The 24950-nt window shown below is 63.3% G+C and carries 21 protein-coding genes; 13 read left to right on the top strand and 8 right to left on the bottom strand.

The annotated features are described in order from the left end of the window. Positions 1-9 precede the first annotated feature (9 nt). The 5 genes from ASD01_RS25475 (at position 10) to ASD01_RS25455 (ending at position 8111) form a co-directional block, all read left to right on the top strand. On the top strand, positions 10-1011 hold the full coding sequence (locus ASD01_RS25475) for a 4-hydroxyproline epimerase (RefSeq protein ID WP_034798407.1): 1002 nt from the start codon (positions 10-12) through the stop codon (positions 1009-1011). Next, positions 1008-2699 (top strand): cis-3-hydroxy-L-proline dehydratase, encoded by a 1692-nt coding sequence (gene lhpI / locus ASD01_RS25470; protein WP_060644551.1) that lies wholly within the window; start codon positions 1008-1010, stop codon positions 2697-2699. Before ASD01_RS25475 ends, lhpI begins: the two co-directional genes overlap by 4 nt. Before the next feature lie 554 nt (positions 2700-3253). Next, positions 3254-5203 carry a PrkA family serine protein kinase gene (locus ASD01_RS25465; RefSeq protein ID WP_034798403.1) on the top strand — a complete coding sequence of 650 codons (1950 nt, stop codon included), beginning with the start codon at positions 3254-3256 and terminating at the stop codon, positions 5201-5203. Positions 5204-5228: 25 nt separating this feature from the next. After that, entirely contained in the window at positions 5229-6551 is a 1323-nt protein-coding gene (locus tag ASD01_RS25460; protein ID WP_060584813.1) for a YeaH/YhbH family protein, read from the top strand. Positions 6552-6563: 12 nt separating this feature from the next. Continuing rightward, complete coding sequence (locus ASD01_RS25455; protein ID WP_034798401.1) at positions 6564-8111, top strand: SpoVR family protein; 1548 nt, start codon at positions 6564-6566, stop codon at positions 8109-8111. Positions 8112-8243: 132 nt separating this feature from the next. Here ASD01_RS25455 and ASD01_RS25450 read toward each other — a convergent pair whose 3' ends face one another. After that, entirely contained in the window at positions 8244-9161 is a 918-nt protein-coding gene (locus tag ASD01_RS25450) for a LysR family transcriptional regulator (RefSeq protein WP_051659435.1), read from the bottom strand. Between the two features lie 322 nt (positions 9162-9483). Between ASD01_RS25450 and ASD01_RS25445 the strand changes: the two genes are divergently transcribed. Then, positions 9484-11940 (top strand): penicillin-binding protein 1A, encoded by a 2457-nt coding sequence (locus tag ASD01_RS25445; RefSeq protein WP_060644550.1) that lies wholly within the window; start codon positions 9484-9486, stop codon positions 11938-11940. Position 11941: 1 nt separating this feature from the next. Continuing rightward, entirely contained in the window at positions 11942-13678 is a 1737-nt protein-coding gene (locus ASD01_RS25440) for a peptidoglycan D,D-transpeptidase FtsI family protein (RefSeq protein WP_051659434.1), read from the top strand. 52 nt (positions 13679-13730) lie between these two features. Here ASD01_RS25440 and ASD01_RS25435 read toward each other — a convergent pair whose 3' ends face one another. Further along, positions 13731-14417, bottom strand: coding sequence for a TetR/AcrR family transcriptional regulator (locus tag ASD01_RS25435; protein WP_034798399.1), 687 nt, complete (start codon positions 14415-14417; stop codon positions 13731-13733). Positions 14418-14561: 144 nt separating this feature from the next. Here ASD01_RS25435 and ASD01_RS25430 point away from each other — a divergent pair, with 144 nt between their 5' ends. From ASD01_RS25430 to ASD01_RS25420, 3 genes are read left to right on the top strand one after another with little or no spacing between them, the layout of a single operon-like run. Beyond that, entirely contained in the window at positions 14562-15572 is a 1011-nt protein-coding gene (locus tag ASD01_RS25430) for an efflux RND transporter periplasmic adaptor subunit (RefSeq protein WP_034798492.1), read from the top strand. A gap of 7 nt (positions 15573-15579) precedes the next feature. Beyond that, positions 15580-16821: an ABC transporter permease gene (locus ASD01_RS25425; RefSeq protein ID WP_034798398.1), complete on the top strand. Its 1242-nt coding sequence runs from the start codon at positions 15580-15582 to the stop codon at positions 16819-16821. Further along, positions 16818-17540, top strand: coding sequence for an ABC transporter ATP-binding protein (locus tag ASD01_RS25420; protein WP_060521876.1), 723 nt, complete (start codon positions 16818-16820; stop codon positions 17538-17540). The genes ASD01_RS25425 and ASD01_RS25420 overlap by 4 nt, the downstream gene beginning before the upstream one ends. Positions 17541-17551: 11 nt before the next feature. Here ASD01_RS25420 and ASD01_RS25415 read toward each other — a convergent pair whose 3' ends face one another. The 5 genes from ASD01_RS25415 to ASD01_RS37310 all read right to left on the bottom strand — a co-directional run bounded on the left by ASD01_RS25415 (position 17552) and on the right by ASD01_RS37310 (position 21888). Next, positions 17552-19600, bottom strand: a complete 2049-nt coding sequence (locus ASD01_RS25415; RefSeq protein WP_051659433.1) for a calcium-binding protein — start codon at positions 19598-19600, stop codon at positions 17552-17554. 311 nt (positions 19601-19911) lie between these two features. Next, positions 19912-20307, bottom strand: coding sequence for a cupin domain-containing protein (locus tag ASD01_RS25410; protein WP_034798394.1), 396 nt, complete (start codon positions 20305-20307; stop codon positions 19912-19914). A 183-nt stretch (positions 20308-20490) separates the two neighbouring features. Then, on the bottom strand, positions 20491-20895 hold the full coding sequence (locus ASD01_RS25405; protein ID WP_060584803.1) for a DUF1236 domain-containing protein: 405 nt from the start codon (positions 20893-20895) through the stop codon (positions 20491-20493). Between the two features lie 607 nt (positions 20896-21502). After that, complete coding sequence (locus tag ASD01_RS25400) at positions 21503-21688, bottom strand: hypothetical protein (protein WP_034798488.1); 186 nt, start codon at positions 21686-21688, stop codon at positions 21503-21505. Between the two features lie 77 nt (positions 21689-21765). Next, positions 21766-21888 carry a hypothetical protein gene (locus ASD01_RS37310; RefSeq protein WP_255381169.1) on the bottom strand — a complete coding sequence of 41 codons (123 nt, stop codon included), beginning with the start codon at positions 21886-21888 and terminating at the stop codon, positions 21766-21768. A 128-nt stretch (positions 21889-22016) separates the two neighbouring features. Here ASD01_RS37310 and minC point away from each other — a divergent pair, with 128 nt between their 5' ends. The 3 genes from minC (at position 22017) to minE (ending at position 23957) form a co-directional block, all read left to right on the top strand. Next, positions 22017-22769, top strand: coding sequence for a septum site-determining protein MinC (gene minC / locus ASD01_RS25395; RefSeq protein ID WP_034798390.1), 753 nt, complete (start codon positions 22017-22019; stop codon positions 22767-22769). A 115-nt stretch (positions 22770-22884) separates the two neighbouring features. Further along, positions 22885-23700, top strand: a complete 816-nt coding sequence (minD, locus tag ASD01_RS25390) for a septum site-determining protein MinD (protein ID WP_034798389.1) — start codon at positions 22885-22887, stop codon at positions 23698-23700. Beyond that, positions 23697-23957 (top strand): cell division topological specificity factor MinE, encoded by a 261-nt coding sequence (gene minE, locus ASD01_RS25385; RefSeq protein WP_034798387.1) that lies wholly within the window; start codon positions 23697-23699, stop codon positions 23955-23957. Before minD ends, minE begins: the two co-directional genes overlap by 4 nt. A gap of 150 nt (positions 23958-24107) precedes the next feature. Here the strand turns inward: minE and ASD01_RS25380 are convergent, their stop codons facing one another. Further along, the gene (locus ASD01_RS25380) at positions 24108-24809 is read right to left on the bottom strand and encodes a cupin domain-containing protein (protein WP_348272360.1); all 702 of its coding nucleotides are present in this window, start codon (positions 24807-24809) and stop codon (positions 24108-24110) included. Positions 24810-24950: the final 141 nt, after the last annotated feature.

Raw genomic sequence — 24950 nt, 5'->3', positions numbered from 1 at the left:
GTTTAGACCATGGCCAACCACACCTTCTCCTGCATCGACGGCCACACCTGCGGCAATCCGGTCCGCCTCGTTTCCGGCGGCGGGCCAAGACTCGAAGGCGCCAACATGCTGGAGAAGCGGGCCCATTTCCTGCGCGAGTTCGACTGGATCCGCACTGGCCTGATGTTCGAGCCGCGCGGCCACGACATGATGTCGGGCTCGATCCTCTATCCGCCGACCCGGCCCGACTGCGATGTCGCCGTGCTCTTCATCGAAACGTCGGGCTGCCTGCCGATGTGCGGCCACGGCACGATCGGCACCATCACCATGGCGATCGAAAACGGCCTGATCACGCCGCGCGAACCGGGCAAGCTTTCAATCGACGCGCCGGCCGGCAAGGTCGACATCACCTATCGCCAGGAAGGCCGCTTCGTCGAAGAAGTGCGCCTCACCAACGTTCCGGGCTTCCTCTACGCCGAGGGGCTGACGGCTGAAGTCGAGGGTCTTGGCGAGATCGTCGTCGACGTCGCCTATGGCGGCAACTTCTACGCCATCGTCGAACCGCAGAAGAATTTTCGCGACATGGCCGACCATACGGCCGGCGAACTCGTCGGCTGGAGCCCGAAGCTCCGCGCGGCGCTCAACGCCAAATACGAGTTCGTGCATCCGGAGCACCCGGAAATCAAGGGCCTCAGCCACATCCAGTGGACCGGCAAGCCAACGCAGGCAGAAGCGCATGCGCGCAACGCCGTCTTTTACGGCGAAAAGGCGATCGACCGCTCGCCCTGCGGCACCGGCACGTCGGCGCGCATGGCCCAGCTTGCCGCCAAGGGCAAGCTCAAGGTCGGTGACGAGTTCGTGCATGAATCGATCATCGGTTCGCTGTTCAAGGGCCGTGTCGAGGCGGCGACCAAGGTCGCGGACCGCGACGCCATCATCCCGTCGATTGCCGGCTGGGCCCGCATGACCGGCATCAACACAATCTTCATCGATGACCGCGACCCCTTTGCTCATGGATTTGTCGTAAAATGAACCAATCGATCTCTGCCCGCAGCATTCTTTCCGGCTCCGCCGATGGCCCCATCATCGACACGGAGGAGGCGCTGAGCTTCTGGGGCGGGGTCGATCCGGCAACGGGTCGGGTGATCGACGTGCACCATCCGCTGCACGGCCTCTGTCTGACCGACGGCATCCTGATGATGCCGTCGAGCCGCGGCTCCTGCACCGGTTCGGGCGTGCTGCTCGACATGGCGCTGACCGGCCGTGCGCCGGCGGCCCTGGTCTTCTCGGAAGCGGAAGACGTGCTGACGCTCGGCGCGCTGATCGCGGCCGAAATGTTCGGAAAATCCCTGCCGGTGCTTCGGCTTTCGCGCGACGCCTTCAAGGCGCTGGCGCAGGCAAAGACCGCGCGCATCAGCGATACGGCAATCGAAGCCGATGGCCTGACAATTCCGGTCGCTCCGCCGGCAATGACGGCGCTTGATCTCACCGACGACGATCGCGCCATGCTCGACGGTCGTGACGGCATCGCCGTGCAACAGGCGATGCGCATCATCGCGGCGATGGCGGCGCAGCAGGGTGCGGAAAAGCTCGTCGACGTGGTCCAGGGCCATATCGACGGCTGCATCTATGCGAGCCCGGCAAACCTCACCTTCGCCGAGAAGATGGCGGACATGGGGGCCAAGGTTCGCGTGCCGACGACCATGAACGCGATCTCGGTCGACCGTGCCAACTGGCAGGCGCAGGGCGTGCCGGAGAGCTTCGGCGATCCGGCAGCAAGGCTTGCCGACGCCTATGTGCGCATGGGCTGCCGCCCGACCTTCACCTGCTCGCCCTATCTGCTCGACAGCGCGCCGAAATCCGGCGAAGCCATCGCCTGGGCGGAATCGAACGCCGTCATATTCGCCAACACGGTGCTCGGCGCGCGCACGGCCAAACACCCGGACTTTCTCGATCTCTGCATTGCGCTCACCGGTCGTGCACCGCTCTCGGGCGTCTATCTCGACGCGCCGCGCAAGGCGACGCGCGTCATCGACGTGGAACTGCCGGAGAATATCGACGATGCCTTCTGGCCGCTGATCGGTTATCTCGCCGGCAAGGCAGCACCCGACCGCATCCCGCTTTTGCGCGGCCTTGCATCGGCAAAGCCCTCGCGCGACGACCTCAAGGCGCTTTGCGCCGCCTTCGGCACCACGTCCGCATCCCCGATGCTGCATGTGGAGGGCGTGACCCCGGAAGCGGAAGGTGCCGCCGCCAAGGATGCCGACCACACGACGATCACGCGCGCCGACATGGCCGCGGCCTGGTCGCTCCTGAACGACGGTCCGGCGGAGGTCGAGCTTGTCGCCATCGGCAGCCCGCATGCGTCGCTCGAGGAATGCCGCGCGCTGGCCACAGCCTTCGACGGCCGCAAGCGTGATAGCAACGTCGCCGTGATCGTCACCGCCGGGCGAGACGCGATAGCCGCAGCGCGGGACGAAGGTCTGCTTGCCCGCCTTGAGGAGAGCGGCATCCAGGTCCTGCCGGATCTTTGCTGGTGCTCGATCTCCGAACCGGTCTTTCCGACCAAGACCCGGGCGCTGATGACCAATTCCGGGAAATACGCCCATTACGGTCCCGGTCTTTCCGGCCGCGCCGTGCGCTTCAGCAACCTCGCCGACTGCGTCGAGGCAGCGCTCACAGGCCGCGTTCCGGTGCGCCTGCCAGCCTGGCTCGCCTAAAGGCTCGTTCCTTCTCTCCGGCGTCGCCGCGTGGCGGCGCTGTCGAGGCGCCGAGCTCGCCGCCTCCCGACCCCGACTGATCGGCGTGGGGCTCGATGATTCCCTGACGCCGCCTCAAGCGGTGGAACCTGTGACGAGACGCAGGCTGCCTATCGGCCGGCCGCCGTCGAAGACAACTTATCTTTGGTTGCAGCGCCGGGCATCGGCCATGTCGAGACAGCGACCATGCGCGACGCGGTTCTGGCCCTTCTTTTCCACCACCTCGGCGGACCCGGCGGCGGCTGACGCAACCGAACATGGCGCTCGCACAGAAAACGCCTGGGCGCACGCAGCGCCAATCGCGCTCGCCCTGCGTTCAACGCCTTATGACCACCGCTTCGATCAGGTTTTCGTGATGCCACAGTCACGATTTTTCATTCATTGAAACAACCCCTTCGAGAATCACGAGAAAGCGAGTACTCTGAAGGAACATTGCGCATGGGACGCCGTTTATTCGAATGAGCGAGCCGATAAGCAGCGATCCCCGTCTCAGCCAGCGGCCGCGGGAGAGCATGATGCAAAAGAGCGAATGCGACGTCTTTGATCTCTTCTCGGAGATCTATACAAGTGCAGCGCAAGAAGAAATCAGTCTTCAGGAATACCTTCTGGCATGTCGCGACGACAAAAGCATGTATGCCACCGCACAGGAGCGGATGGTTACAGCCATAGGTAATCCAACCCTCATCGATACCAGCGCGGACGAACGTCTCGGCCGCATCTTCTCAAACCGTACCGTCAAGATCTATCCATCCTTCGCCGACTTCTACGGCATGGAAGATACGATCGAGCGCATCGTCGGCTACTTCCGCTATGCCGCGCAGGGGCTGGAGGAGCGCAAGCAGATCCTCTACCTGCTCGGCCCGGTCGGCGGCGGCAAGTCGTCGCTCGCCGAGCGCCTGAAAAAACTGATGGAACTTCAGCCGATCTACACGCTGGCGGTCGGCGGCAAGGTCAGTCCCGTCTTTGAATCACCGCTTGGCCTCTTCCATCCCGACCGCATGGCCGACCTGCTCGAAGACAAATACGGCATCGGCCGACGCCGTCTGACCGGCCTGATCTCGCCCTGGGCTACGAAGCGCCTCGACGAAGTCGATGGCGACATCTCCAAATTCAGCGTCGTCAAGCTGATGCCGTCGCGCCTGCGCCAGGTGGCGATCGCCAAGACCGAGCCCGGGGACGAGAACAATCAGGACGTTTCCTCGCTGGTCGGCAAGGTCGACATCCGCCAGCTCGAAAACTACAGCCAGGCCGATCCCGACGCCTATTCCTATAGCGGCGGCCTCAACCGCACGACGCAAGGCTTGCTCGAATTCGTCGAGATGTTCAAGGCGCCGATCAAGGTGCTGCATCCGCTTTTGACCGCAACCCAGGAAGGCAACTACAACGGCACCGAAAGCTTCGGAGGTTTCCCCTATCAGGGCATCGTTGTTGCGCACTCGAACGAGTCCGAATGGCTGCAGTTCAAGAACAACAAGAACAACGAGGCCTTCCTCGACCGCATCCTCGTGGTGAAGGTGCCTTACTGCCTGCGCGTCACCGAAGAGCGGCAGATCTACGAGAAGCTGCTGCGCGAAAGCGAACTGACCAAGAGTCCCTGCGCGCCGGAAGTGCTGGAAAGCCTCAGCCGCTTCACCGTCTCCACCCGCCTTGCCCGTCACGAGAACTCGCCGCTCTACACCAAGATGCGGGTCTATGACGGCGAGAACCTGAAGGACACCGATCCCAAGGCGAAGTCCGTTCAGGAATATCGCGACGCCGCCGGCGTCGACGAGGGTATGACCGGCATCAGCACCCGCTTTGCCTTCAAGGTTCTGTCGGAAACCTTCAACTACGACACCAAGGAGGTCGCGGCCGATCCCGTGCACCTCATGTACATTCTGGAACAGGCGATCCGCCGCGAACAGTTCCCGAAGGAGACCGAAGCGAGCTACCTCGACTTCATCAAGTCCGAGCTGGCATCGCGCTATGCCGAATTCATCGGCCACGAAATCCAGAAGGCCTATCTCGAATCCTACAGCGAATACGGCCAGAACCTGTTCGACCGTTACATCGCCTATGCCGACGCCTGGCTCGAAGATCAGGACTTCAAGGACCCGGATACCGGACAAATCCTCAACCGGGAGATCCTCGACAGCGAACTGTCGCAGATCGAAAAGCCGGCCGGCATCGCCAATCCCAAGGACTTCCGCAACGAGGTCGTCAAGTTCACCCTGCGCGCCCGCGCCAAGAACCATGGGCGCAACCCCTCCTGGACGAGCTACGAAAAGCTTCGCGACGTGATCGAGAAGCGCATGTTCGGCCAGGTCGAAGACCTGCTTCCGGTCATCAGCTTCGGCTCGAAGAAGGACAGCGCATCCGAGAAGCAACACGCCGAGTTCGTCCAACGCATGACGGAACGCGGCTATACGGAGCGTCAGGTCCGGCGGCTGGTCGATTGGTATATGCGGGTCAACAAGGCGGGCTGACGATGCCGAAGCAGGGGATTGGTATATGCCGAATTTCATCGACCGGCGGCTCAATCCGAAGGATAAGAGCCTCGGCAATCGACAACGCTTTCTGAAGCGGGCCCGCGAAGAGCTCAAGCGGGTCATCAAGGATCAGGTCAAGTCGGACAGGATCATCGACGTCGACGCCGCGCATGGCGTGCCGATGCCGACTGATGGTGCCAGCGAGCCCACGTTCCAGCCGTCCCGTGGCTCCGGCGAACGCAACTACGTGCTTCCCGGCAACAAGGAGTTTTCGGCAGGCGACCGCCTGCCGAAACCGGAAGCGGGCGGCGGTGGCGGCGGCGGCAAGGGCAAGCCCGGAACCGGCGAAAGCGACGATGATTTCCAGTTCATCCTGTCGCGCGAGGAAGTACTGGACCTCTTTTTCGAGGATCTGGAGCTCCCCGACATGGTCAAGCTCAGCCTCAAGGAAACGGTCACCTTCAAGCCCCGCCGCGCCGGCTTCGCCACGGCGGGAACGCCGACGAACATCAATGTCGGGCGCACGATGCGCAACAGTTTTGGCCGGCGCCTGGCGCTGCACCGGCCGAAGGAGAAGGAACTGACCGCGGTCACCGACGAGATCGCGCAACTGGAAGTGGAACCGGAGCCGACGGCGAAGAGCCGACAGAGGCTCAAGGAACTGCGGGTCGAGCTGGAAAGGATCGAGAAGAAGCGGCGGCGCATCCCTTACGTCGATCCGGTCGACATCCGCTTCAACCGCTTTGAGCAGCAGCCGCTGCCGAACGCCAACGCCGTGATGTTCTGCCTGATGGACGTCTCGGCCTCGATGGGCGAGCGCGAGAAGGACCTCGCCAAACGCTTCTTCGTGCTTCTGCACCTGTTTTTGAAACGGCGCTACGAACGCATCGACATCGTCTTCATCCGCCATACGGACGAGGCGCGCGAAGTCGACGAGGAGACCTTCTTCTACAGCACCCAGAGCGGCGGCACGATCGTATCGACCGCGCTCGAAGAGATGATCAGGATCGTCGAGGACCGCTACCCCTCGCAGATCTGGAACATCTATGCGGCCCAGGCCTCCGACGGCGACAACATCATCGGCGACAGCGAACATTGTGCGGCACTGCTGCGGGAAAAACTCACGAAGCTCTGCCAGTACTATGCCTATGTCGAGATCATCGACGAGCGCGAGACGGAAATCTTCGGCTCGACGGACAACGGCACCGCGCTCTGGCGCGCCTATCGCACGGTGGACGGCGAGAAGTCGAATTTCCAGATGACCCGGATCGCCAAGCCCGCCGACATCTACCCGGTCTTCCGCAGGCTTTTTGCCCGGCAGCCGGCCGCACGCACCCGGAAGTGAGGGGGAGACCGGATGGCACGACGCACGACCTCAGGTCTCCTGTTCCAGGGGTCCGACTGGAATTTTGCGACGCTGTCGCGTGCTTACGACGCGATCGAGCAGGTCGCGCTCGAAGAAATGGGCCTCAGCGTCTACCCGAACCAGCTGGAGATCATCACCTCCGAACAGATGCTCGACGCCTATTCCTCGGTCGGCATGCCGCTCATGTACCAGCACTGGTCCTTCGGCAAGCGCTTTGCCTATGAGGAGCATCACTACCGTAAGGGCCACCGCGGTCTTGCCTATGAGCTGGTGATCAATTCCAATCCCTGCATCACCTATCTCATGGAAGAAAACACCATGGCGATGCAGGCGCTGGTGACCGCGCATGCCGCTTTCGGCCATAACCACTTCTTCAAGAACAACTATCTCTTTCGCCAGTGGACCGATGCCGGCGCGATCCTGAGCTATATGGATTTCGCCAAGAAATACGTGACCAAATGCGAGGAGCGGCACGGCACTGCCGCCGTCGAAGCCATTCTCGATTCCGCCCATGCGCTGATGGACCAGGGCGTCTTCCGCTACCGCCGCCCGCCACGCCTCTCCTCTGAAAAGGTGCGCGAAAGGGCGCGCGAGCGGCTGGAATATGAGGAGCAGACCTATAGCGACCTCTGGCGGACCCTGCCGCAGGTCGCCGAGAGCCGTGATCCGGCCGAGGCCGAGCGCGACGCTTCGGAGCGCAAGAAGGTGCTCAACCTGCCGGAGGAAAACCTGCTCTATTTCCTCGAAAAACACAGCCTGATCCTGGAGCCCTGGCAGCGCGAGCTGCTCAGGATCGTGCGTGTCATCGCGCAATATTTTTCACCGCAGCGCCAGACGAAGGTCATGAATGAGGGCTGCGCCACCTTCGTGCATTACACCATCATCAACCGCCTCTACGACCAGGGCAGGATTGGCGAAGGTCACATGCTGGAACTGTTGCAGAGCCATTCCAACGTCGTGTTCCAGCCGGATTTCAACGACCGGCGCTACCCGGGCATCAACCCCTACGCGCTCGGCTTTGCGATGATGCAGGATATCCAGCGGATTGCCACCGAACCGACGGAGGAAGACCGCGACTGGTTCCCGTCTTTCGCCGGCAACGGCGACTGGATGGAAACGCTGCGTGACGCCTGGGCGAACCATCGCGACGAGTCCTTCATCCTGCAGTATCTGAGCCCGGCGGTGATGCGCAAGTTCCGGCTGTTCCAGCTCTCCGATCGCTCGTCGGATCGTTTCGTCGAGGTTGCCTCGATCCACAACGAGCGCGGCTATTCCGCGGTCCGTTCGGCGCTCGCCAACAGCTACGACGTTGCTGCCAACCAGCCGGACATCCAGGTGATGGACGTCGATCTGCTCGGTGACCGGCAATTGCGGCTGCAGCACAATGTCAAGCACGGTATCCTGCTCGACGAGGGCAGCCGCGACGCGACGATGCGCCATATCCGCCATCTCTGGGGCTATGAGGTGAGCCTCGCCGGCGTCGATGCCCAAAGCGGGCGCACGGTGTACGAGTGCTCGACGGCAAAATCGTCCGAGTGAACGGATAAAAGCCGTGCGTCGTGGCCATCATTAGAATTGGTGGCAGACATTAGAATTATTGGGCCATAAAGACGCACCGCCGCGGGACCCGGTTGAGGCGCAGCTTGCGTTGAACTGCACTGTGGCGGACGTTCAGCCTGCGATAACGTCGGGCGTGGCCGGCAAGGCCGCTGCCTCCTGCTCGGCCGCCGCAGCGAGCCAATCGTGGAAGGCGGTCATCGCCGGCGTGACGGGACGCGATTTCAGCCGCGTCAGCCAGTAGCTTCCCATCGAGGTGTGAACGTCGAAGGGCTGGCGCATCGTGCCGTTCGACAGCAGCCGCGAGAACATCAGTGGTGGCGCCAGCGCCACGCCGATCCCCTGGGCCGCTGCCTCCATCATCGCCAGCGAACTATCGAAGACGATGCCCTTGAGCAGGGGCGCCGGATAGGCGATGCCGGCTGCATCGAACCAGGTCACCCACTCGTCGGCCCGATAGGACCGGAGCAGCGTTTCGTCGAGCAGATCGGCCGGCGTCTTCAGCCGCTCGGCGATCTCGGGGATGCAAAGCACGGATAGCGGCGCCTCGAAGAGCCGCGTCGCCTCGATATTGTGCCAGGAGCCGCCGCCGAAGCGGATAGCGAAATCCAGCCCCTCGGCCGCCATGTCGACGCGGTTGTTGTTGGTGGAGAGGCGAACGTCGACAAAGGGATACTTCGCCTGGAAATCCGCGAGCCGCGGCAGCAGCCAACCGACCGCAAACGTGCCGACGGCGCCGATCATCAGCACTTCGCGAATATGCCCCGCCTCGAAGCGGTCGAGCATGTCCGCCATCCGGTCGAAGCTATCGCGCAGAACCGGCAGCAACGCCTCGCCCTCCGCCGTGATCATCAGTCCGCGCGGCAGCCGCTTGAACAGGGTCACGTTCAGGCGGTTTTCGAGAAGCTTGACCTGATGGCTGACCGCGGCTTGCGTAACGCAGAGCTCGATTGCCGCGCGCGTAAAGCTTAGATGCCGCGCCGAGGCTTCGAAAGCGCGCAGCGCATTGAGCGGAAGATATGGCCTGACCATGAATGCCCTAACTCACCTAATGGGTCTCGCAAATAAACGTGGTTTGTTGCGTAAGCACAATCCCTTTACGGTGAACTTTATCGGCGGTGCGTGCCGTTGCCCGGAAGTCGCCAACTCAGGAAAGGCGCGGTCAGCCGCACCGCTTTCGGAGACCTGATCCATGCGCCGTTTCATCTGGCCCTAGCGGCCGCAGGCACCGTCACCGAGCCAACGTCCGCGGACGTAGGCGCACCCCAATACTCCGCTCCGCATGCGCTGCCCGCCGCACGAACACCTGTGTCGGCGACGCTGCCTGCTGCCATGAAGGTCCGCTCTGCCCGTTATGAAGCTCCTCGTAAATCTGCTCGGCACATGCCTCAATCTTACTGTGGTCGTCGCGCTGGCCGCCGCCTCGCTCGTCGCAGCCCTGACGCGACACCTGCCCGATCACCGCACGCTCGCCAACTGGGAGCCGGCGGTGACCAGCCGCCTCTATGCCGCCGACGGCACGATGGTCGCGGAACTCGCGCGGGAACGCCGGCTGTTCCTGCCCATCGCCACCATCCCCGCACGCGTGCGCCAGGCGTTCCTCTCCGCCGAGGACAAGAACTTCTACACCCATCCCGGCATCGACGTTGCGAGCATCGGCACGGCGCTCTTTGCCAACCTCACCAACTACGGCTCCGGTCGCCGCATGATCGGCGGCTCGACGATCACGCAGCAGATCGCCAAGAATTTCCTGCTGACGTCGGACCGGACTGTGGAGCGCAAGCTGCGCGAGGCGATCCTTTCGCTGCGGATCGACCAGACCTATTCCAAGGACCGCATCCTCGAACTCTATCTCAACGACATCTATCTCGGGCGCGGTGCCTATGGCGTGGCGCAGGCAGCGCTCACCTATTTCGACAAGCCGGTCAGCGAGCTCTCGGTCGCGGAGGCAGCCTTCCTCGCAGCCCTGCCGAAGGCGCCCAACAATTACGACCCGGACCGCCAGGCGGAGCGGGCAACCGGCCGCCGCAACTGGGTGATCGACCAGATGCGGCAGAACGGCGTCATCGACACCGCCGCCGCCGCAAAGGCATCCGCTTCCTCGCTCGGCGTCAGGCAACGCCAACAATCGCCCGCGGTCGCCAGTTCCGACTATTTCACCGAGGACGTCCGCCGCCAGCTCAACGCCCGATACGGCGATGCTGCCCTTTATACGGCCGGCTTCTCCGTGCGCACGACGCTCGATCCGCGATTGCAGGTCGCCGCCATGACGGCGTTGCGCAAAGGCCTCGTCGCCTATGACCAGGCAAAGGGCTACCGCGGCCCCGTCGCCAGGCTCCCTTCGACTGGAAACTGGGCGCCGGCGCTTGCCAGGCTCCAGCCGCTCGCCGACGTGCCGGAATGGCGGCTCGGCGTGGTGCTGGCGACCGACAAGGATGGAGCAGAGATCGGGCTAAGGCCGACGGTCGCGGAACGAAGCGGTGCTCTTGGCACCAACGAGACGATCCGCCTTGGCCGGGCGGGCATGGCCTGGGCGCTCTGCCGCTCGGCCAAGGCAAAGCGGGGCTGCGCCGCGGGACCCGACGGGGCTCTGGCGCCCGGCGACGTCGTCTATGTGGAAAAGGCGGGCGACGGCTACTTGCTCCGGCAGCCGCCGCTCGTGCAGGGCGCGCTCGTTTCCATGGATCCGAACACCGGCCGGGTGCTGGCGGTCGCCGGTGGTTTTTCCTATGCCCAGTCGGAATTCAACCGCGCAACCCAGGCCTATCGCCAGCCGGGCTCGTCGTTCAAGCCCTTCGTCTATGCCGCCGCCCTCGACAACGGCTATGCGCCGACGACGCTGGTGATGGATGCGCCGATCGCCCTTGCCGACGGCGCCGGGCGAATGTGGAAACCGAAGAACTACGACGGTCGCTTCAGCGGTCCATCGACGCTGCGCGTCGGGCTCGAAAACAGCCGCAACCTGATGACCGTGCGCCTTGCCCGCCATCTCGGCATGGATCTGGTCGCCGACTACGGCAAGCGTTTCGGCATCTATGACGAGCTGAAGCCTTACCTGCCGATGTCGCTCGGCGCCGGCGAAACGACGCTGCTCAGGCTGGTCTCGGCCTATGCGGTCATCGCCAATGGCGGCAGGGCCGTCACGCCTTCGATGGTCGATCGCGTCCAGGATCGTTACGGCCGCACGATCTTTCGCCACGACCAGCGCAAGTGCGACGCTTGCAACGCCTCCGACTGGACCGGCCAGGAAGAGCCCATGCCCGTGGACGACCGCGACTACGTGCTCGATCCGATGACAGCCTATCAGGTCACTTCGATGCTGCGCGGCGTTGTCGAACGTGGCACCGCTCGAAATGTCGGCTCGCTCGGCGTGCCGATCGCCGGCAAGACCGGCACCACCAATGACGAGAAGGACGTCTGGTTCGTCGGCTACACGCCCGATATCGTCACCGGTGTCTTCCTCGGCTACGACACGCCGAAGCCCATGGGCTACGGCGAAACCGGCGGCGGCCTCGCCGCACCCATTTTCATCGATTTCATGAAGGTGGCTCTTGCGGGGCGGGCCGCGGCCGATTTCCACGCGCCAACAGGCATGATGGTCGAGGCGATCGACCGGAAGAGCGGCCAGCCGGTCCCGGCGGGCACGCCGGGTGCCATTCTCGAATCCTTCAAGCCGGGCACTGCCCCTTGCGCCGGCGGCTGCCCGGTCATCGACGGCTTCGAGACGGCGAGCACATCGGCCACGGCCGATGCGGACCTTACGCCCGAACAGCGGGCGAAGCTTCTTACCAACAGCAACGGACTTTATTGAGATGGCACGCAAGGCTCAGCTCCGGCCGGATCCCCGCGGCCGCCTTCTCCTCGTCATCGGCGCCTTCGCGCTCGTCTTCGGCCTCATGCTCGCGCGTCTCGTCCAGCTCGGCGCCGCCGACTACGAGCGCACCGGCTACATACCGCCGCCGCCGTCGCTCGGCCGTCCCTCGATCCTTGACCGCAACGGCAATCTGCTGGCGATCGACGTGCCGAGTTCCGGGCTTTACGCCGAGCCTCGACTGATCGTCGATGTGGACGAAGCAGTCGAGAAACTGACAGCGATCTTCCCTGATCTCGACGGGCGCGACCTCTATCGTCGGCTGAAGAGCGGTGCGGCGTTTGCCTGGATCAAGCGGCAAGTGACGCCGGCCGAAGAGCAGGCCGTCTGGAACGCCGGCCTTCCAGCGATCGGCTTCCAGCGCGAGAAACAGCGCTTCTATCCCAACGGCACGCTTGCCGCCCACGTGCTCGGCGCGGTCGATATCGACAATATTGGCATCGCCGGCATCGAGCGCTGGATCGAGGGCCAGGGGCTGGAGGTGCTTCGCCAGAGCGGCATGGATCTCTCCCATCGCAACCTCGAGCCGGTGAGCACGACGCTCGATATCCGCATCCAGCATGCGCTCGAGGTCGAGTTGCGCAAGGCGATCGCCAAGTTCAGCGCCAAGGCCGGGGCCGGCTTGGTGCTCGACGTCACCAATGGCGAGATCCTGGCGCTCGTTTCTTACCCGGATTTCGACCCGAACCTGCCCGTGGACGCGCTGAAGCCCGACCGTATCAACCGCATCGCCGCCGCCACCTTCGAGATGGGCTCGACCTTCAAGGCACTGACGACGGCCATGGCGCTCGATTCCGGCCAGTTCACGCTCCGCTCCGTCATCGACGCCAGCAAGCCGCTCGCCTTCGGCCGCTTCCGCATCAACGACTACCGCGGCCAGCATCGACCGCTGACGGTGCCGGAGGCCTTCATCTATTCGTCGAACATCTCGATGGCGAAAATGGCGATATCCGTCGGCCCGGAGAACCTGCAGGCATTCCTGACGCGCTTCGGGCAGATGTCGCGGCTGACGACGGAACTGCCCGAAAGCGCCCATCCACAATTGCCGCGACGCTGGGGCGAGATCGAAACGGCGACCGCCTCCTACGGCCACGGCATCGCCGTGACGCCGCTGCAGGCGAGCATCGCAGTGGCGGCGCTCGTCAACGGTGGGCGCCTTATAAGGCCAACTCTGATCAAGGGTGCGGCGCTCGACGAACGCATCATCGCGCGCAATCTGATCAAGCCGGAGACCGGCGAGGCGCTGCGCTATCTGCTGCGGCTCAACGCCAAGACCGGCTCGGCAAAGAAGGCGGAGGTCAAAGGCTATTTCATAGGCGGCAAGACCGGCACCGCCGAAAAGGTGGTCAGCGGGCGCTACTCGAAGGAGCTGAACATCACATCCTTCATGGGCGTCGTTCCCGTCGACAATCCGCGCTATCTGCTTCTCACTTTGCTCGACGAGCCCAAGGGTCTGAAGGAGACCTATGGCTTCCGCACCTCCGGCTGGAATGCAGCACCGCTGGGCGGCGCGGTTTTCGAACGGATCTTGCCGATGCTTGCGCTCATGCCCGATTTCGAAATCGCAGACGTCAGCTTCCCCGAGATCAGCAGCCAGGGCGCCTTTGGCTCCCAGCTCTTTCCGTCTCCGACGAACACAGGCGAGCGCAACAGCGGCGCGATCGACGGAGCGCTTTGATCCCTGCCGCCGCGGCAGGCAATGACGCGCGAGCCGGCAACCGAACCGTCGGCTATGCTTCAAGGAAAGCGCGGGAGAAACCCGGTTCGGTCACTTCGATCGTTCCATCCGGGAGCTTCAGAAAGCGCTCGATGGCGGTGCCGTAGGTTCGCATCCAGCCGTCGAGCATCGCAGCCGCGCCGTCGAGGTCGCCGGCTTCCTGTCGCTGCAAGGCCTTGTGCATCACTTTGGCGACACTCAGCCGCAGTTGCAGCAACATCAGGGCGGAAGCTTCCGGATCGGGCGCATCGAGCGTTCCGTCCGCGTGCCCACGCCGCAGCATTTCGGCGACCAGCGGCAGGCTGACGGCCATCAGTGCCTCGTCGATACGATGATAGAGCGCGACATTTTCGGGCTTGAAGAGGGCGTTGAAGCTGTTCTTCAGCTGCGGCGCCATGTCGAGCTTCAGCCGCCGCGAGCCGGCGAAAAGCGCATTCAGCTGGCCGACTGCATCGAGCGACGGATCTTCGAAAAGCGGCTGCAATTCCTTCAGGTTCCGCTCAGCCAGGCGGGTCGCGACCGCCTCCAGCAAGGCCTCCTTCGAGACGAAATAGTGGTAGAAGGCGCCCTTGGATAGATTGGCCTCGCGGATGACGTCGTTGACCGTCGTATTCTCGTAGCCGTGCAGAAAGAACAAGCGCTCGGCGCAATCGATCAACTCGTTCGATCGGACTTCCGGCGATTTCTTCGTTCTGACCATGAGCGCTCCCAGGACGGCGGCTTAGCACGGGTTTGCGGCGCGGTCCACGACGCTCCTGAAGGTCGAGGAAATCGGCAGCCTTGAAACAAACCGACCGTCGGTCTATTTATACAGAACGGATTGGAAGCGTTCAAGGAGCGTCTCGTGCGGCTCACTCGTTATGCAATCGGAGCGGCCGTTGTCGTTGCCGTCGGTGCGGCAAGCGCCTGGTATTTTCTTCGCCCGGTTCCCGTCTCCGTCATTTCGCCGAAACGCGGCGATGCGGCGGAGATCATCTATGCGGATGGCGTGGTGGAGCCGCGCACCTGGGCGAAAGTCACCCCGACGGTCGCCGAGCGCATCGTCGAGCAGTGCAATTGCGAGGGACAGCGTGTCGCCAAGGGTGACGTGCTCGCCCGCCTCGACGACACCGAGGCACGGGCGGCGCTTGGCGAACTACAGGCGCGGCTGACGCTGGCGCAGGAGGAATATCGGCGCAAGCTGGCGCTCGCCGAACGCAGCACGATCAGCGAACAGGAAGTCGACCGGGCGCGCAGCGAACTCGGCCAGCTCGAAGCGCTCGTCGCCGGCCGCCAGGCGCGGCTCGCGACCTATGTGCTGCGCGCACCGAGCGCCGGCCAGGTACTCAGGCAGGACGGCGAGATCGGCGAGGTCGCGGATCTCGGCACGGTGCTCTTCTGGGTCGGAGAGCCGAAACCGCTGATCGTCACCGCCGACGTCAACGAAGAGGATATCCCGCGCGTCGAAGTCGGCCAGAAGGCGCTGCTCCGATCGGATGCCTTCCCCGACCGCAAGCTGGAAGCGACGGTCGACAGCATCACGCCCAAGGGTGATCCGGTAACGAAGACCTATCGCGTGCGCTTTCGGCTGCCCGACGACACGCCGCTTCGGATCGGCATGTCGACCGACGTCAACATCATCGTGCGGGTCGCCAATGGCGCCTTGATCATCCCGACCGTGGCGCTGGAAGGAGCGAAGGCCGCCGTGATCGACGGCAATCGCGCACGGATCCGAGAACTGAAAACGGGCATCCGCGGCGCCGACGGCGTCGAAGTCCTCTCCGGCCTCAAAGACGACGCGCGCGTCGTCTCGCCCTTCCCGACCGGTCTTGCCGATGGCACGCGGGTGAAGGCCACCCCTTCGCCGGAGAAATGAGCCCGCCATGCGCCTCATCCTCGACATCGCACTGACGCACATCACCGGCCGAGGCCGACAGACGATCGTCGCGATGCTGGGCGTGGCGGTCGGCGTCGGCTTCTCCATCGCCATGGCAGCGCTGATGCAGGGCGGCCAGGACGACTTCGTTCGCCAGCTCGTCGACACGATGCCCCATGTGCAGGTGACCGACGAGCAACGCACGGCGCGCCGCCAGCCGGCGGAAGACCTGTTTAGTGCCGCGGCCATTTCCGGCCTCAGGCCACGCGACGACCGCCGCGGCATCATCAACCCAACGGCAGCGCTCTCCTGGCTCGACGGCTGGATCCCCGGCCGCTTTGCAGCCACCCTCAGGGCGCAGGGCGTCCTTCGCTATTCCGGTCAGGAGGTCGGCGCCGCCGTCATCGGCATCGATCCGCAGGCGGAGCCGCGGGTCTCGCCGATCATCGGAGATTTCAGGGCGGGCAGCTTCGCCGCCCTTGCCGCCGGCGGCAACAATGTGGTGATCGGCGATACCATGGCCTCCCGGCTCGGTGCCAAGATCGGCGACACGATCACCGCCGTCTCTTCGGAAGGGCTCAGCCGCCGCTTCAAGATCGTCGGCCTCTTCCACACCGGCACGACGGCGCGCGACGAGGGCGAGGCCTATGTGCTGCAGAAAAACGCCCAAATCCTCTCAGCCCGGCCCAACGCGATCAACGTGATCAACATCAAGCTCGACGATCCGAACGCCGCCCCGACCGTCGCCCGGCGTATCGAGGCGGAACTCGGCTACAAGGCGATCGCCTGGCAGGAGGCCAACGAGTCGATCCTCGAGGCGCTCGTCGTGCGCAACGTCATCATGTACACGGTCGTCGCTGCGATCATGCTGGTCGCCGGCTTCGGTATCTTCAACATCATCTCGACGATCACGCACGAGAAGGCGCGCGACATCGCCATCATGAAATCGCTCGGCTTCACCGAGACCGACATGCGCATCCTCTTCGTGCTCGAAGGCGTGGCGATCGCGACAGTCGGCACGCTTGTCGGCTGGGCGTTCGGCTTGGCAATGATCTATGGCCTTTCGCTCGTCCGCTTCGAGCTCGCCGCCACCGGCCAGGAGATGACCCGGCTACCGATCGCCTGGAGCATGTTGCACTATCTGATCGCCGCCGCTTTCGCGCTCGGATCGGCAGCGGTTGCCGGCTACCTGCCGGCGCGGCGCGCGGCCCGGGCAAATCCCGTCGATATCATCCGGGGCGCGACATGAGCACGCTGATCGAAACCAAGGATTTGACGCGGATCCTCAGGGAGACCGTACCTGTCACGCTGGTGAAGGACATATCGCTCACCATCGGCGAGCGGGAATTCGTCGCTGTCACCGGCCCCTCCGGTTCCGGCAAGTCGTCGCTCCTCTATCTGCTCGGCCTGCTCGACCGGCCGACGGGTGGCACGCTTATGATCCGCGGTCGCGACACGGAGCGAATGGACGAGAACGAACGGGCAGCCACGCGGCTCGCCAATATCGGATTCGTCTTCCAGTTCCACTTCCTGTTGCCCGAATTTACCGCCCGCGAGAACGTCGAAATTCCCATGCGCAAGCTCGGCCGCCTCGGCCGGAGCGAGATGCGTGGGAAGGCAAGCGAGCTGCTTGCGGCACTCGGGCTTGCCGATCACCTCGACAAGCGGCCCGATCAGCTCTCGGGCGGCCAGCGCCAGCGCGTGGCGGTCGCCCGTGCACTCGCCAACGACCCGCCGCTGATCCTCGCCGACGAACCGACCGGCAGTCTCGACAGCACGAGCTCCGAGCAGGTCTTCAGGATCCTGGAAACGCTGGTGCGCGAAGAGGGCAAGACCGTGGTCGCGGTCACTCATGACCTGGATATGGCCGCGCGCATGGACCGGCGCCTTCATCTCATCGATGGGCACCTGACCACGGAGACGATCAATGCCGCGCGCCAAGACGAAGGCGCAGCTCCGGAGGCCTGACGAACGAGGCCTCAGCCGAAGACGAGATCGCTTTCGGAGAGAACCGAGAGCGAGCTATCCTCGATCAGAATGCCTTCGGTTTCCGAGCCATTGAAGGAGACGAACACGCCATCGGCCGTGTCGCGCGCTGCGGCAAGGAAATCCGCATAGCTGTGAATACCCGTTGTGTCCTGGGCCTCGTGGGAAAAGGCGATGCGGTCACCCTGCCGGCCATCGAAATCGAGAATGCGATCGAGGCCCACCTCGCCGGAGGTTTCCGACGACCAGTAAAAGGTGTCCGCGCCGCGGCCACCCGTCAGCACATCACTGCCGTTACCGCCGCTCAATCGGTCGTTCTCGGACCCTCCATCGAGGAAATCCGCCCCGTCGCCGCCGAAGAGCTGGTCGTTTTCCGACGCGCCCGTCAGCTTGTCATCCCCGCCGCGCCCCTCGAGGATATCGTTGCCGCTCGAGGCGTAAAAAGTGTCGTTGTCGTCGCCGCCGCGCAGTACGTCGTCGTAGCCCCCGCTCGAAACGTTGAAATATTCGATACCGGTGAACGTCAGGCCGGTATGGGTGACACCCCGTGCCGCGTCGAAGTCCATCGCCTCCGGCAGGCCGCCATAGTTGAGGTTCAGGAGGTCCCGGCCTTCACCGCCATCGACCTCGCCGACGTAGCGGGCATTGATCGTGTCGTTGCCCGCGCCGCCGCGCAGGATCGACGCAACACCGAGGCTGCCACCGCCGGGGAAGGTGTCCTGCAGCCAGTCGTCTCCGGCGCCGCCATCGAGCACGTCGCTGCCGCCGGTATTGGCTAGCGTGTCCATTCCGTCGCCGCCATAGGCCACATCGTCACCGGCGCCCGTGACGATCGAGTCGTTTCCGGCACCCCCGTGAATGTAATCATTGCCGTCTTCGCCATAGAGCGCATCCCCTCCGGCGCCGCCCTCGAGGTGATCGTTTCCAGCGCCGGCCTCGACCACGAGATAGGTCAGATCGCCGGCGATCACCCGATCGTTGCCGCTGCCGAGCATGAGGCTCGCCTCCTCGATGCCGCTAATGACGGTGCCGGTCGAGGCCCCTCCGGCGGAGAAGTCGACCGTCAGGTCGCTCGTGCGCTGCGTTTCCTTGATCCATAACCAGTCCTGGCCCGCCCCACCGTCGATTTCTGCCGAATACAGCGTCGAGGTGATCTGATCGCGGCCGTCACCGCCAAACAGGCGATTGGCGCCGAGCCCGTCGATGATCGTATCGTCGCCGACACCCGCGTCGACGAAGTCGTTGCCGCCGCCGGTCTGGATGACATCGGAAAGCGTACTCCCCAGGATCCGGTCGTTGCCGCTTCCCGTCGTCACTTCGATCTTTTCGATGCCGTCATAGGTGACGAAGATATGGCGCTCGCCCGATGTCTGATGACCGATGATGCCGTGGCCGTTTTGCAGGTTGAAGACGACGGGGGCTTTGGCGGCGACGAGATCGATAGCCAGCGTATCGGTGCCGCTGCCGCCGGAGACGGTGCTGCCGGTACCGATGAGAACGAAGCGGTCGTTGCCGGCGCCGCCATTGAGACGATCGTGACCGCCGCTGTTGGTTATGAGATCGTTTCCGCCACCGGCGTAGACGACATCGTTGCCGGCGCCCGTCGAGATGTTGTCGCCTGAGGCGGTGCCGGCGATCCGGTCGTCGCCGCTGCCGGCAAGCACCCGCAACCACTCGATATCGTGGAAGAAGACGTGGCGCCCGGCGAGCGCAGGATCTCCGACATAACCGTGGCCGGACCCGCCGTTGAACACCATGCGCTCGGAGGTTTGTGAGAAATCGACCACGAGACCATCATAGCCGGCCCCTCCGGTGACCGCACCGCCGGTCCCGTTCAGCACGATCTGGTCGTCGTCGGCACCGCCGTCGAGCCGATCGTAGCCGCTCGAGCTTATCAGGGTATCGCGCCCGCCGCCGCCGCTGACGAAATCATCGCCAGCGCCGCCGTCGATCGTGTCGGCGCCGAAAAGCCCCCAGATGCGGTCGCTTTCCGCGGTACCCTTCAAAACGTCGTTCCCATAGGAACCTACGATCCTCGCCATGCGATCACTCCCCTTCAAACAATTTTCAAGAATACTTTGCCACGGAAATATCGACACTTCTATGCGGACTGTATTTATGTAAACTCGTAAAGCAATACCGAATAAATACTCGAAATACTGGCAATATAATTCGAGATTTATATTAGTTGTTTCGCGCGTATATTTTCATCCTCGGCGCCGTGCGTCCCTCGGCGTGAGAAACACGCGTGCGAGCTTTTCGGGAAAGAAGGCCACGAGCCTCGATAGCCGGTCGCTGCCGGACACGACGGCTTTGCCCGAAGTTCGGGTGGTGGCTTATGGGAGGTGCCGACCTATCCCTGCACCGGCGCGGCTGCCCAGCGCCTGGTCGCTTCCGCTGCATCGTCAAAGCTTGCCTCGAAGGCTGCGGATGCGAGCACAGCGCGAATGTGGAGCGTTTCGCCGCCGACATTTGCAAACCCGTGCCGACGCAATTTCGGCACGATCAGCGATTGATTGCTGGTGAGGATGAAACGTTCGTCGTCGATCCACATTTCCGCCTGCCCCGCCACCACCGTCAGCACCTCTTCGACGGGATGGCTATGGGTGGGCGCGCCGGCGCCGGGCGCGATCCATTGTTCGAACAGGCACAATCCGGAAGCGCCATTGAGCGCGGAGATGAGCATGCGGGTCTCAACCCCCGGGCGCCACATCTCGATCGGCCAGTCTTCATGCGCGACAGCTCCCATGACGTGCTCCCCGCCGATGAAATCCGGCCAGCAGTTTATCAGGTTGAACCAATCGACACGACCGATCCCGCTGAGCGCTCAAGGGCATTTGATGCCTCGCCTTATCGATAGCTGGGCAAAAGGAAGGGGCGGCGCGGAACGCCACCCCTCCCTGAGAGACTACAGTATGAAGACCGCCTACGGTCAGTTGATGACCTGGACCACCGTTCTCGACTGCGGCTCGACGATCACGCGGTGGTCATTTACGACCGCATAGGCGTAGCGCGGATTATCGGGTACGGGCGTCAGGACGACGGCTTGCGGGATGGGTTTACCGATCACGACCTGCTCCTGCACGACGACCGAAGGCGGTGCGGGCTGCTGTTCGACATAGGTGATGACTTCCGGCGGCGGCGGCGTCAGCGCTCCGCCGAGCGCGCCACCGACCACGGCACCCACACCGGCACCGATCGGCCCGCCGACGACGGCACCCGCGGTTGCGCCGCCAACGATGCCTGCGGCCGTGCCGGCTTTCTGGTTGGCATCCTCAGCAAATGCGGATCCTGCCATCAAAGAAACAACAGCCGCGGCGATTATAAGCTTCTTCATGATCTAATCCTTTCGTTTGATCACCACATCAACGAAAAGAATAATAATTTGTTCCGAATCCACGCTAATTTCAGCGCATCACGCTTGATAAATTTCATTAACAATCAATGTATGATCGACATCAACGCCATACAATTCAAAGAGGCACCGACCATTATCAATTCTATAGTACAAATAGCAGAGAATCACCCTCTATGTGACTGAGACGCCTTCGTGCGCTCTCAAGGCAAACCCATCTGCCCCGCCACGCTTTCTGCCCGCACCGCCCATCAGTCACGGGGCAACCGGCCAAGAAGCAGTTTGTTCCCTTCCCTGTTGCCGCAGCGTACGCATTTCAGCGCCGGGCCGATGGAATTGAGAGAGACGCCCCATCCGCGCCTGTTTGCAACAAGCCGGCGATCGATCCGCCCCTGGTGTCGACATTTCCCGCATTGCGCCACGAGCACGTACCATTCCGGCAAGAGTTCCAAGGTCGCCCCGTCAACGGTGGCGTCTTCGCGCGGCATCAGGTCGATGCTTCGACGATGCCTCATGTTCATTCCTCTCGAAGCTTCGACTCGCTTCGCCCGTCATCCAGCTGCCGGGCCTTGAGCGGCCCGCTCCTTCGTCAGCGTGCGGAACCGTCGAGCCGAAGCGAAAGCTGGACACCGCCACGCTTCAGCCGCGGCAACGGCGGCGCCATGTCGATGCGGCCGAAGGTGCGCTTGCGCCATTCGGCCTCGCGTTCCCGCTTCTTTCGGGCGGCCGCAACGGCGGCCATGGCGCGTTCGATCACTTCTTCCGTGTGGGTCATGGTCTCCATCCGACTCATGGGAACCTCCGCTCTGTTCTTGTTATGTTCTTATTTTAGCGTTCCAATGTCAACTCCCCTCATGAGCCCGGACGAATCGCCCTTGCCGTATCGAGGCTTTCTGCGTCGCTCGGCGCCGGGCGCAGGGTCTGATCGGCCGAAGCCAAGGCGACGATGGGCAAAAGAGCGGCTTTTTCGGCCACCCGATTTTCCTTGTTTTCCAGCGGCCGGCGACCGGTCCTCAGCGCCGCCTCATTAACCTTCGCATTGCCGAATTAACCATTTGTTAACCATTTGATCGATACACCGAAGCAACGGAAAATTTACCAAGATGAATGATGTGTTAACCGAATCCCGGCCGATCCGCCTCAAGGGGCGATCCTTCCTTGCGCTAGCGCTGACCCCCGAGCTTCCGCTCGAGGATTGGCTCACCCGCCTCGACCATCTCGCCTCCCGCTCCGCCGGTTTCTTCCTGCGACGCCCGGTCGTGCTTGATGTCGACGGCCTTGATATCGACCGGTCGCAACTGCGCGAACTCGTCGACCAGCTCGGCAAGCGCAATGTGCGCATCATGGGCATCGAAGGCGCGCGCCAGTCTCTGCTCGGCGCTGACCTTCCTCCCGCGATGACCGACGGTCGCCCGGCGGCGGACTACGAAGCCAAGATGGCGGAACAGGCCGAAAAGAGCGAGACGCCGGAAGCGGAAGCAGCCGCGGAAACCGTGATCACGGCAGAACCGCTTGCCACCAAGGCGACGCCGTCGATCGTCGTCACCCAGCCGGTGCGCTCCGGCCAGTCGCTGTTCTTCCCCGAAGGCGACGTGACGATCATCGGCTCGGTCGCCTCGGGCGCCGAAGTCGTCGCCGGCGGCTCGATCCACATTTACGGCGCGCTGCGCGGCCGGGCGATGGCCGGCACCACGGGCAATGCTTCGGCGCGGATCTTCTGCCGCAAGCTCGAAGCGGAATTGATTGCGATCGACGGCTTCTACAAGACGGCCGACGACATGGAGCAGAATCTGCGTGGCAAGTCCGTGCAGATCTGGCTCGACGGCGAACAGCTGAAGGCCGGAACGCTCGGTTAGGCCGAGGCAAGGAAAGGTGTGGATGCTTGCCATCCGCATCTGGTGATTCAGGTCGATCCGGCCGGGGTCACGAGGACGTAGGCGAAGGCGAATTCTTAGATACTTGGAGAGACGAATGGGCAAGGTAGTCGTAGTTACATCGGGCAAGGGCGGCGTCGGCAAGACGACGTCCAGCGCCGCACTGGGCGCCGCACTCGCTCAGAACGGCGAGAAAGTCGTCGTCGTGGACTTTGACGTCGGTCTGCGCAATCTCGACCTCGTCATGGGCGCGGAACGCCGCGTCGTCTATGACCTGGTCAACGTGATCCAGGGCGAGGCCAAGCTGTCGCAGGCGCTGATCCGCGACAAGCGCTTGGAAACGCTCTATCTGCTGCCGGCCTCCCAGACCCGCGACAAGGACAACCTGACGCCGGAAGGTGTCGAGAAGGTCATCGCCGCCCTTCAGAGCGCCTTCGACTGGGTCATCTGCGACAGCCCCGCCGGTATCGAGCGTGGCGCCACGTTGGCCATGCGCCACGCCGACATCGCGATCGTCGTGACCAATCCGGAAGTCTCGTCGGTGCGCGATTCCGATCGCATCATCGGCCTGCTCGATTCCAAGACGCTCAAGGCGGAAAACGGCGAGCGCATGGAAAAGCACCTGCTGCTTACCCGCTACGACCCGGTACGCGCCGAGCGCGGCGACATGCTGAAGGTCGACGACGTGCTCGAAATCCTGTCGATCCCGCTGATGGGCATCATTCCGGAAAGCGCCGACGTGCTGCGCGCGTCCAACGTCGGTTCGCCGGTCACGCTGGCCGACACCCGCTCGGCCCCGGCGCTCGCCTATTTCGAGGCGGCTCGCCGACTGAAGGGCGAGGCCCTGCCGATCAACATCCCCGGCGAGAAGCGCAGCTTCCTCGGCAAGATCTTCGGAAGGAAAGCGGCATGAACCTTTTCCGTTTCTTCTCCCGCACACAGTCAGCGCCGGCCGCCCGCGAACGGCTGCAGGTGCTGCTCGCCCATGAGCGCGCATCCGCCGGCGATAGCGATCTCGTCACCAAACTGCGCGACGAAATCCTCCAGGCGATCTCCAAACACATGCAGATCGACGACGACAAGGTCCGCGTAACGATGGAACGCGGCCCCCAGGTCTCAACGCTCGCCGTCGATATCGAGATCCCCTTCGACGCAAAGAAGGCGGCCTAAGGGCCGCCAACTTATTTGGGAAGCAACGTTCCTCTCGACCGACTTCCTGTTTTCAGATACGGCAGCATCCAGCGGGTACTGCCGTATTTTTTTTTGTTTGAGACTAGTACTCCGGGGCGACACCGAAGACGAACTCCACCTTGTCGCCCGTCATGTTGAAATATTGGTGATCGAAACCCGCCGGAAGCCGTCGCGCGGGTTGAGCTCGAACCAGACCTGGCTTTCGGCATCGGGCACATGGATGTTCAAGATACCCGACACCAAGTAGAGGCATTCGTCACCCTTGTGGCGCTCCATGCCGGTGCGTTTTCCCGAAAGCAGCGTCGTCTTGCCGACGGTGAGCTGATCGGTCGCGCAATAGAGGCCGGTATAGGCGCCCTGCGTTTGCCGATCGAGGCTTAAGAGCAGATCGGCATCGCGCATTGAATGGATTGTCCTGGCCTTCCGCTGGGCGTCGGCGTCCATCGGCCAGCGACCGATGAACTCGCTCTGGCCATAGCGCGATTGCTCGATCTCGATATAGGGCTTGGTGCGCGCATAGGGGCCTGACGTGCCCTTGGCCGGCGGCGGCGCGAAGAATTCCAGCACGCGGACCTGCTCGTTGCCAAGGTTGAAACCGTGGTGCCAAGTTTCCTTGCGGAAGAACAGCGCCTCGCCTTCCTTCGCGATGCAGAATTCACCCGTCTCGGGGTTGGCAAGGCCAAGTGTACCGCTCAGCACGTAGAGAACCTCGTACGCCCCGAAGATCGCGGGAGGCCATCGTATGCTTGAAGCAGCCGCCGGGCTGCATGAAGACGATCTGGTGAATGCTTTCCGTCGAGGCGTAGATCCAGCCGTCAACGAGACCGGCATTTTCCTCGCCCCAGAGATGCCGCGTGACGCCGGCATAGGGGATGTGGCTAGGACGATCAAAGACAGGACGGGGAGACGGCTTGTATCCCATTGGTAAACTCCTTGGTTCTGGGCGCGAAGCGGCGCGCCGATGTGGGGGGG

The organism is Ensifer sp. Root423 (assembly GCF_001426275.1).
Lineage (GTDB): Bacteria > Pseudomonadota > Alphaproteobacteria > Rhizobiales > Rhizobiaceae > Ensifer > Ensifer adhaerens.
This window is presented reverse-complemented; position numbering and strand designations above follow the sequence as displayed.

Coding starts and splice junctions, on each gene's coding strand:
- ASD01_RS25475 (WP_034798407.1), top strand. CDS start 10: ATGGCCAACCACACCTTCTCCTGCATCGACGGCCACACCTGCGGCAAT.
- lhpI (WP_060644551.1), top strand. CDS start 1,008: ATGAACCAATCGATCTCTGCCCGCAGCATTCTTTCCGGCTCCGCCGAT.
- ASD01_RS25465 (WP_034798403.1), top strand. CDS start 3,254: ATGCAAAAGAGCGAATGCGACGTCTTTGATCTCTTCTCGGAGATCTAT.
- ASD01_RS25460 (WP_060584813.1), top strand. CDS start 5,229: ATGCCGAATTTCATCGACCGGCGGCTCAATCCGAAGGATAAGAGCCTC.
- ASD01_RS25455 (WP_034798401.1), top strand. CDS start 6,564: ATGGCACGACGCACGACCTCAGGTCTCCTGTTCCAGGGGTCCGACTGG.
- ASD01_RS25450 (WP_051659435.1), bottom strand. CDS start 9,161: ATGGTCAGGCCATATCTTCCGCTCAATGCGCTGCGCGCTTTCGAAGCC.
- ASD01_RS25445 (WP_060644550.1), top strand. CDS start 9,484: ATGAAGCTCCTCGTAAATCTGCTCGGCACATGCCTCAATCTTACTGTG.
- ASD01_RS25440 (WP_051659434.1), top strand. CDS start 11,942: ATGGCACGCAAGGCTCAGCTCCGGCCGGATCCCCGCGGCCGCCTTCTC.
- ASD01_RS25435 (WP_034798399.1), bottom strand. CDS start 14,417: ATGGTCAGAACGAAGAAATCGCCGGAAGTCCGATCGAACGAGTTGATC.
- ASD01_RS25425 (WP_034798398.1), top strand. CDS start 15,580: ATGCGCCTCATCCTCGACATCGCACTGACGCACATCACCGGCCGAGGC.
- ASD01_RS25420 (WP_060521876.1), top strand. CDS start 16,818: ATGAGCACGCTGATCGAAACCAAGGATTTGACGCGGATCCTCAGGGAG.
- ASD01_RS25415 (WP_051659433.1), bottom strand. CDS start 19,600: ATGGCGAGGATCGTAGGTTCCTATGGGAACGACGTTTTGAAGGGTACC.
- ASD01_RS25410 (WP_034798394.1), bottom strand. CDS start 20,307: ATGGGAGCTGTCGCGCATGAAGACTGGCCGATCGAGATGTGGCGCCCG.
- ASD01_RS25405 (WP_060584803.1), bottom strand. CDS start 20,895: ATGAAGAAGCTTATAATCGCCGCGGCTGTTGTTTCTTTGATGGCAGGA.
- ASD01_RS25400 (WP_034798488.1), bottom strand. CDS start 21,688: ATGACCCACACGGAAGAAGTGATCGAACGCGCCATGGCCGCCGTTGCG.
- minC (WP_034798390.1), top strand. CDS start 22,017: ATGAATGATGTGTTAACCGAATCCCGGCCGATCCGCCTCAAGGGGCGA.
- minD (WP_034798389.1), top strand. CDS start 22,885: ATGGGCAAGGTAGTCGTAGTTACATCGGGCAAGGGCGGCGTCGGCAAG.
- minE (WP_034798387.1), top strand. CDS start 23,697: ATGAACCTTTTCCGTTTCTTCTCCCGCACACAGTCAGCGCCGGCCGCC.
- ASD01_RS25380 (WP_348272360.1), bottom strand. CDS start 24,809: ATGCCGGTCTCGTTGACGGCTGGATCTACGCCTCGACGGAAAGCATTC.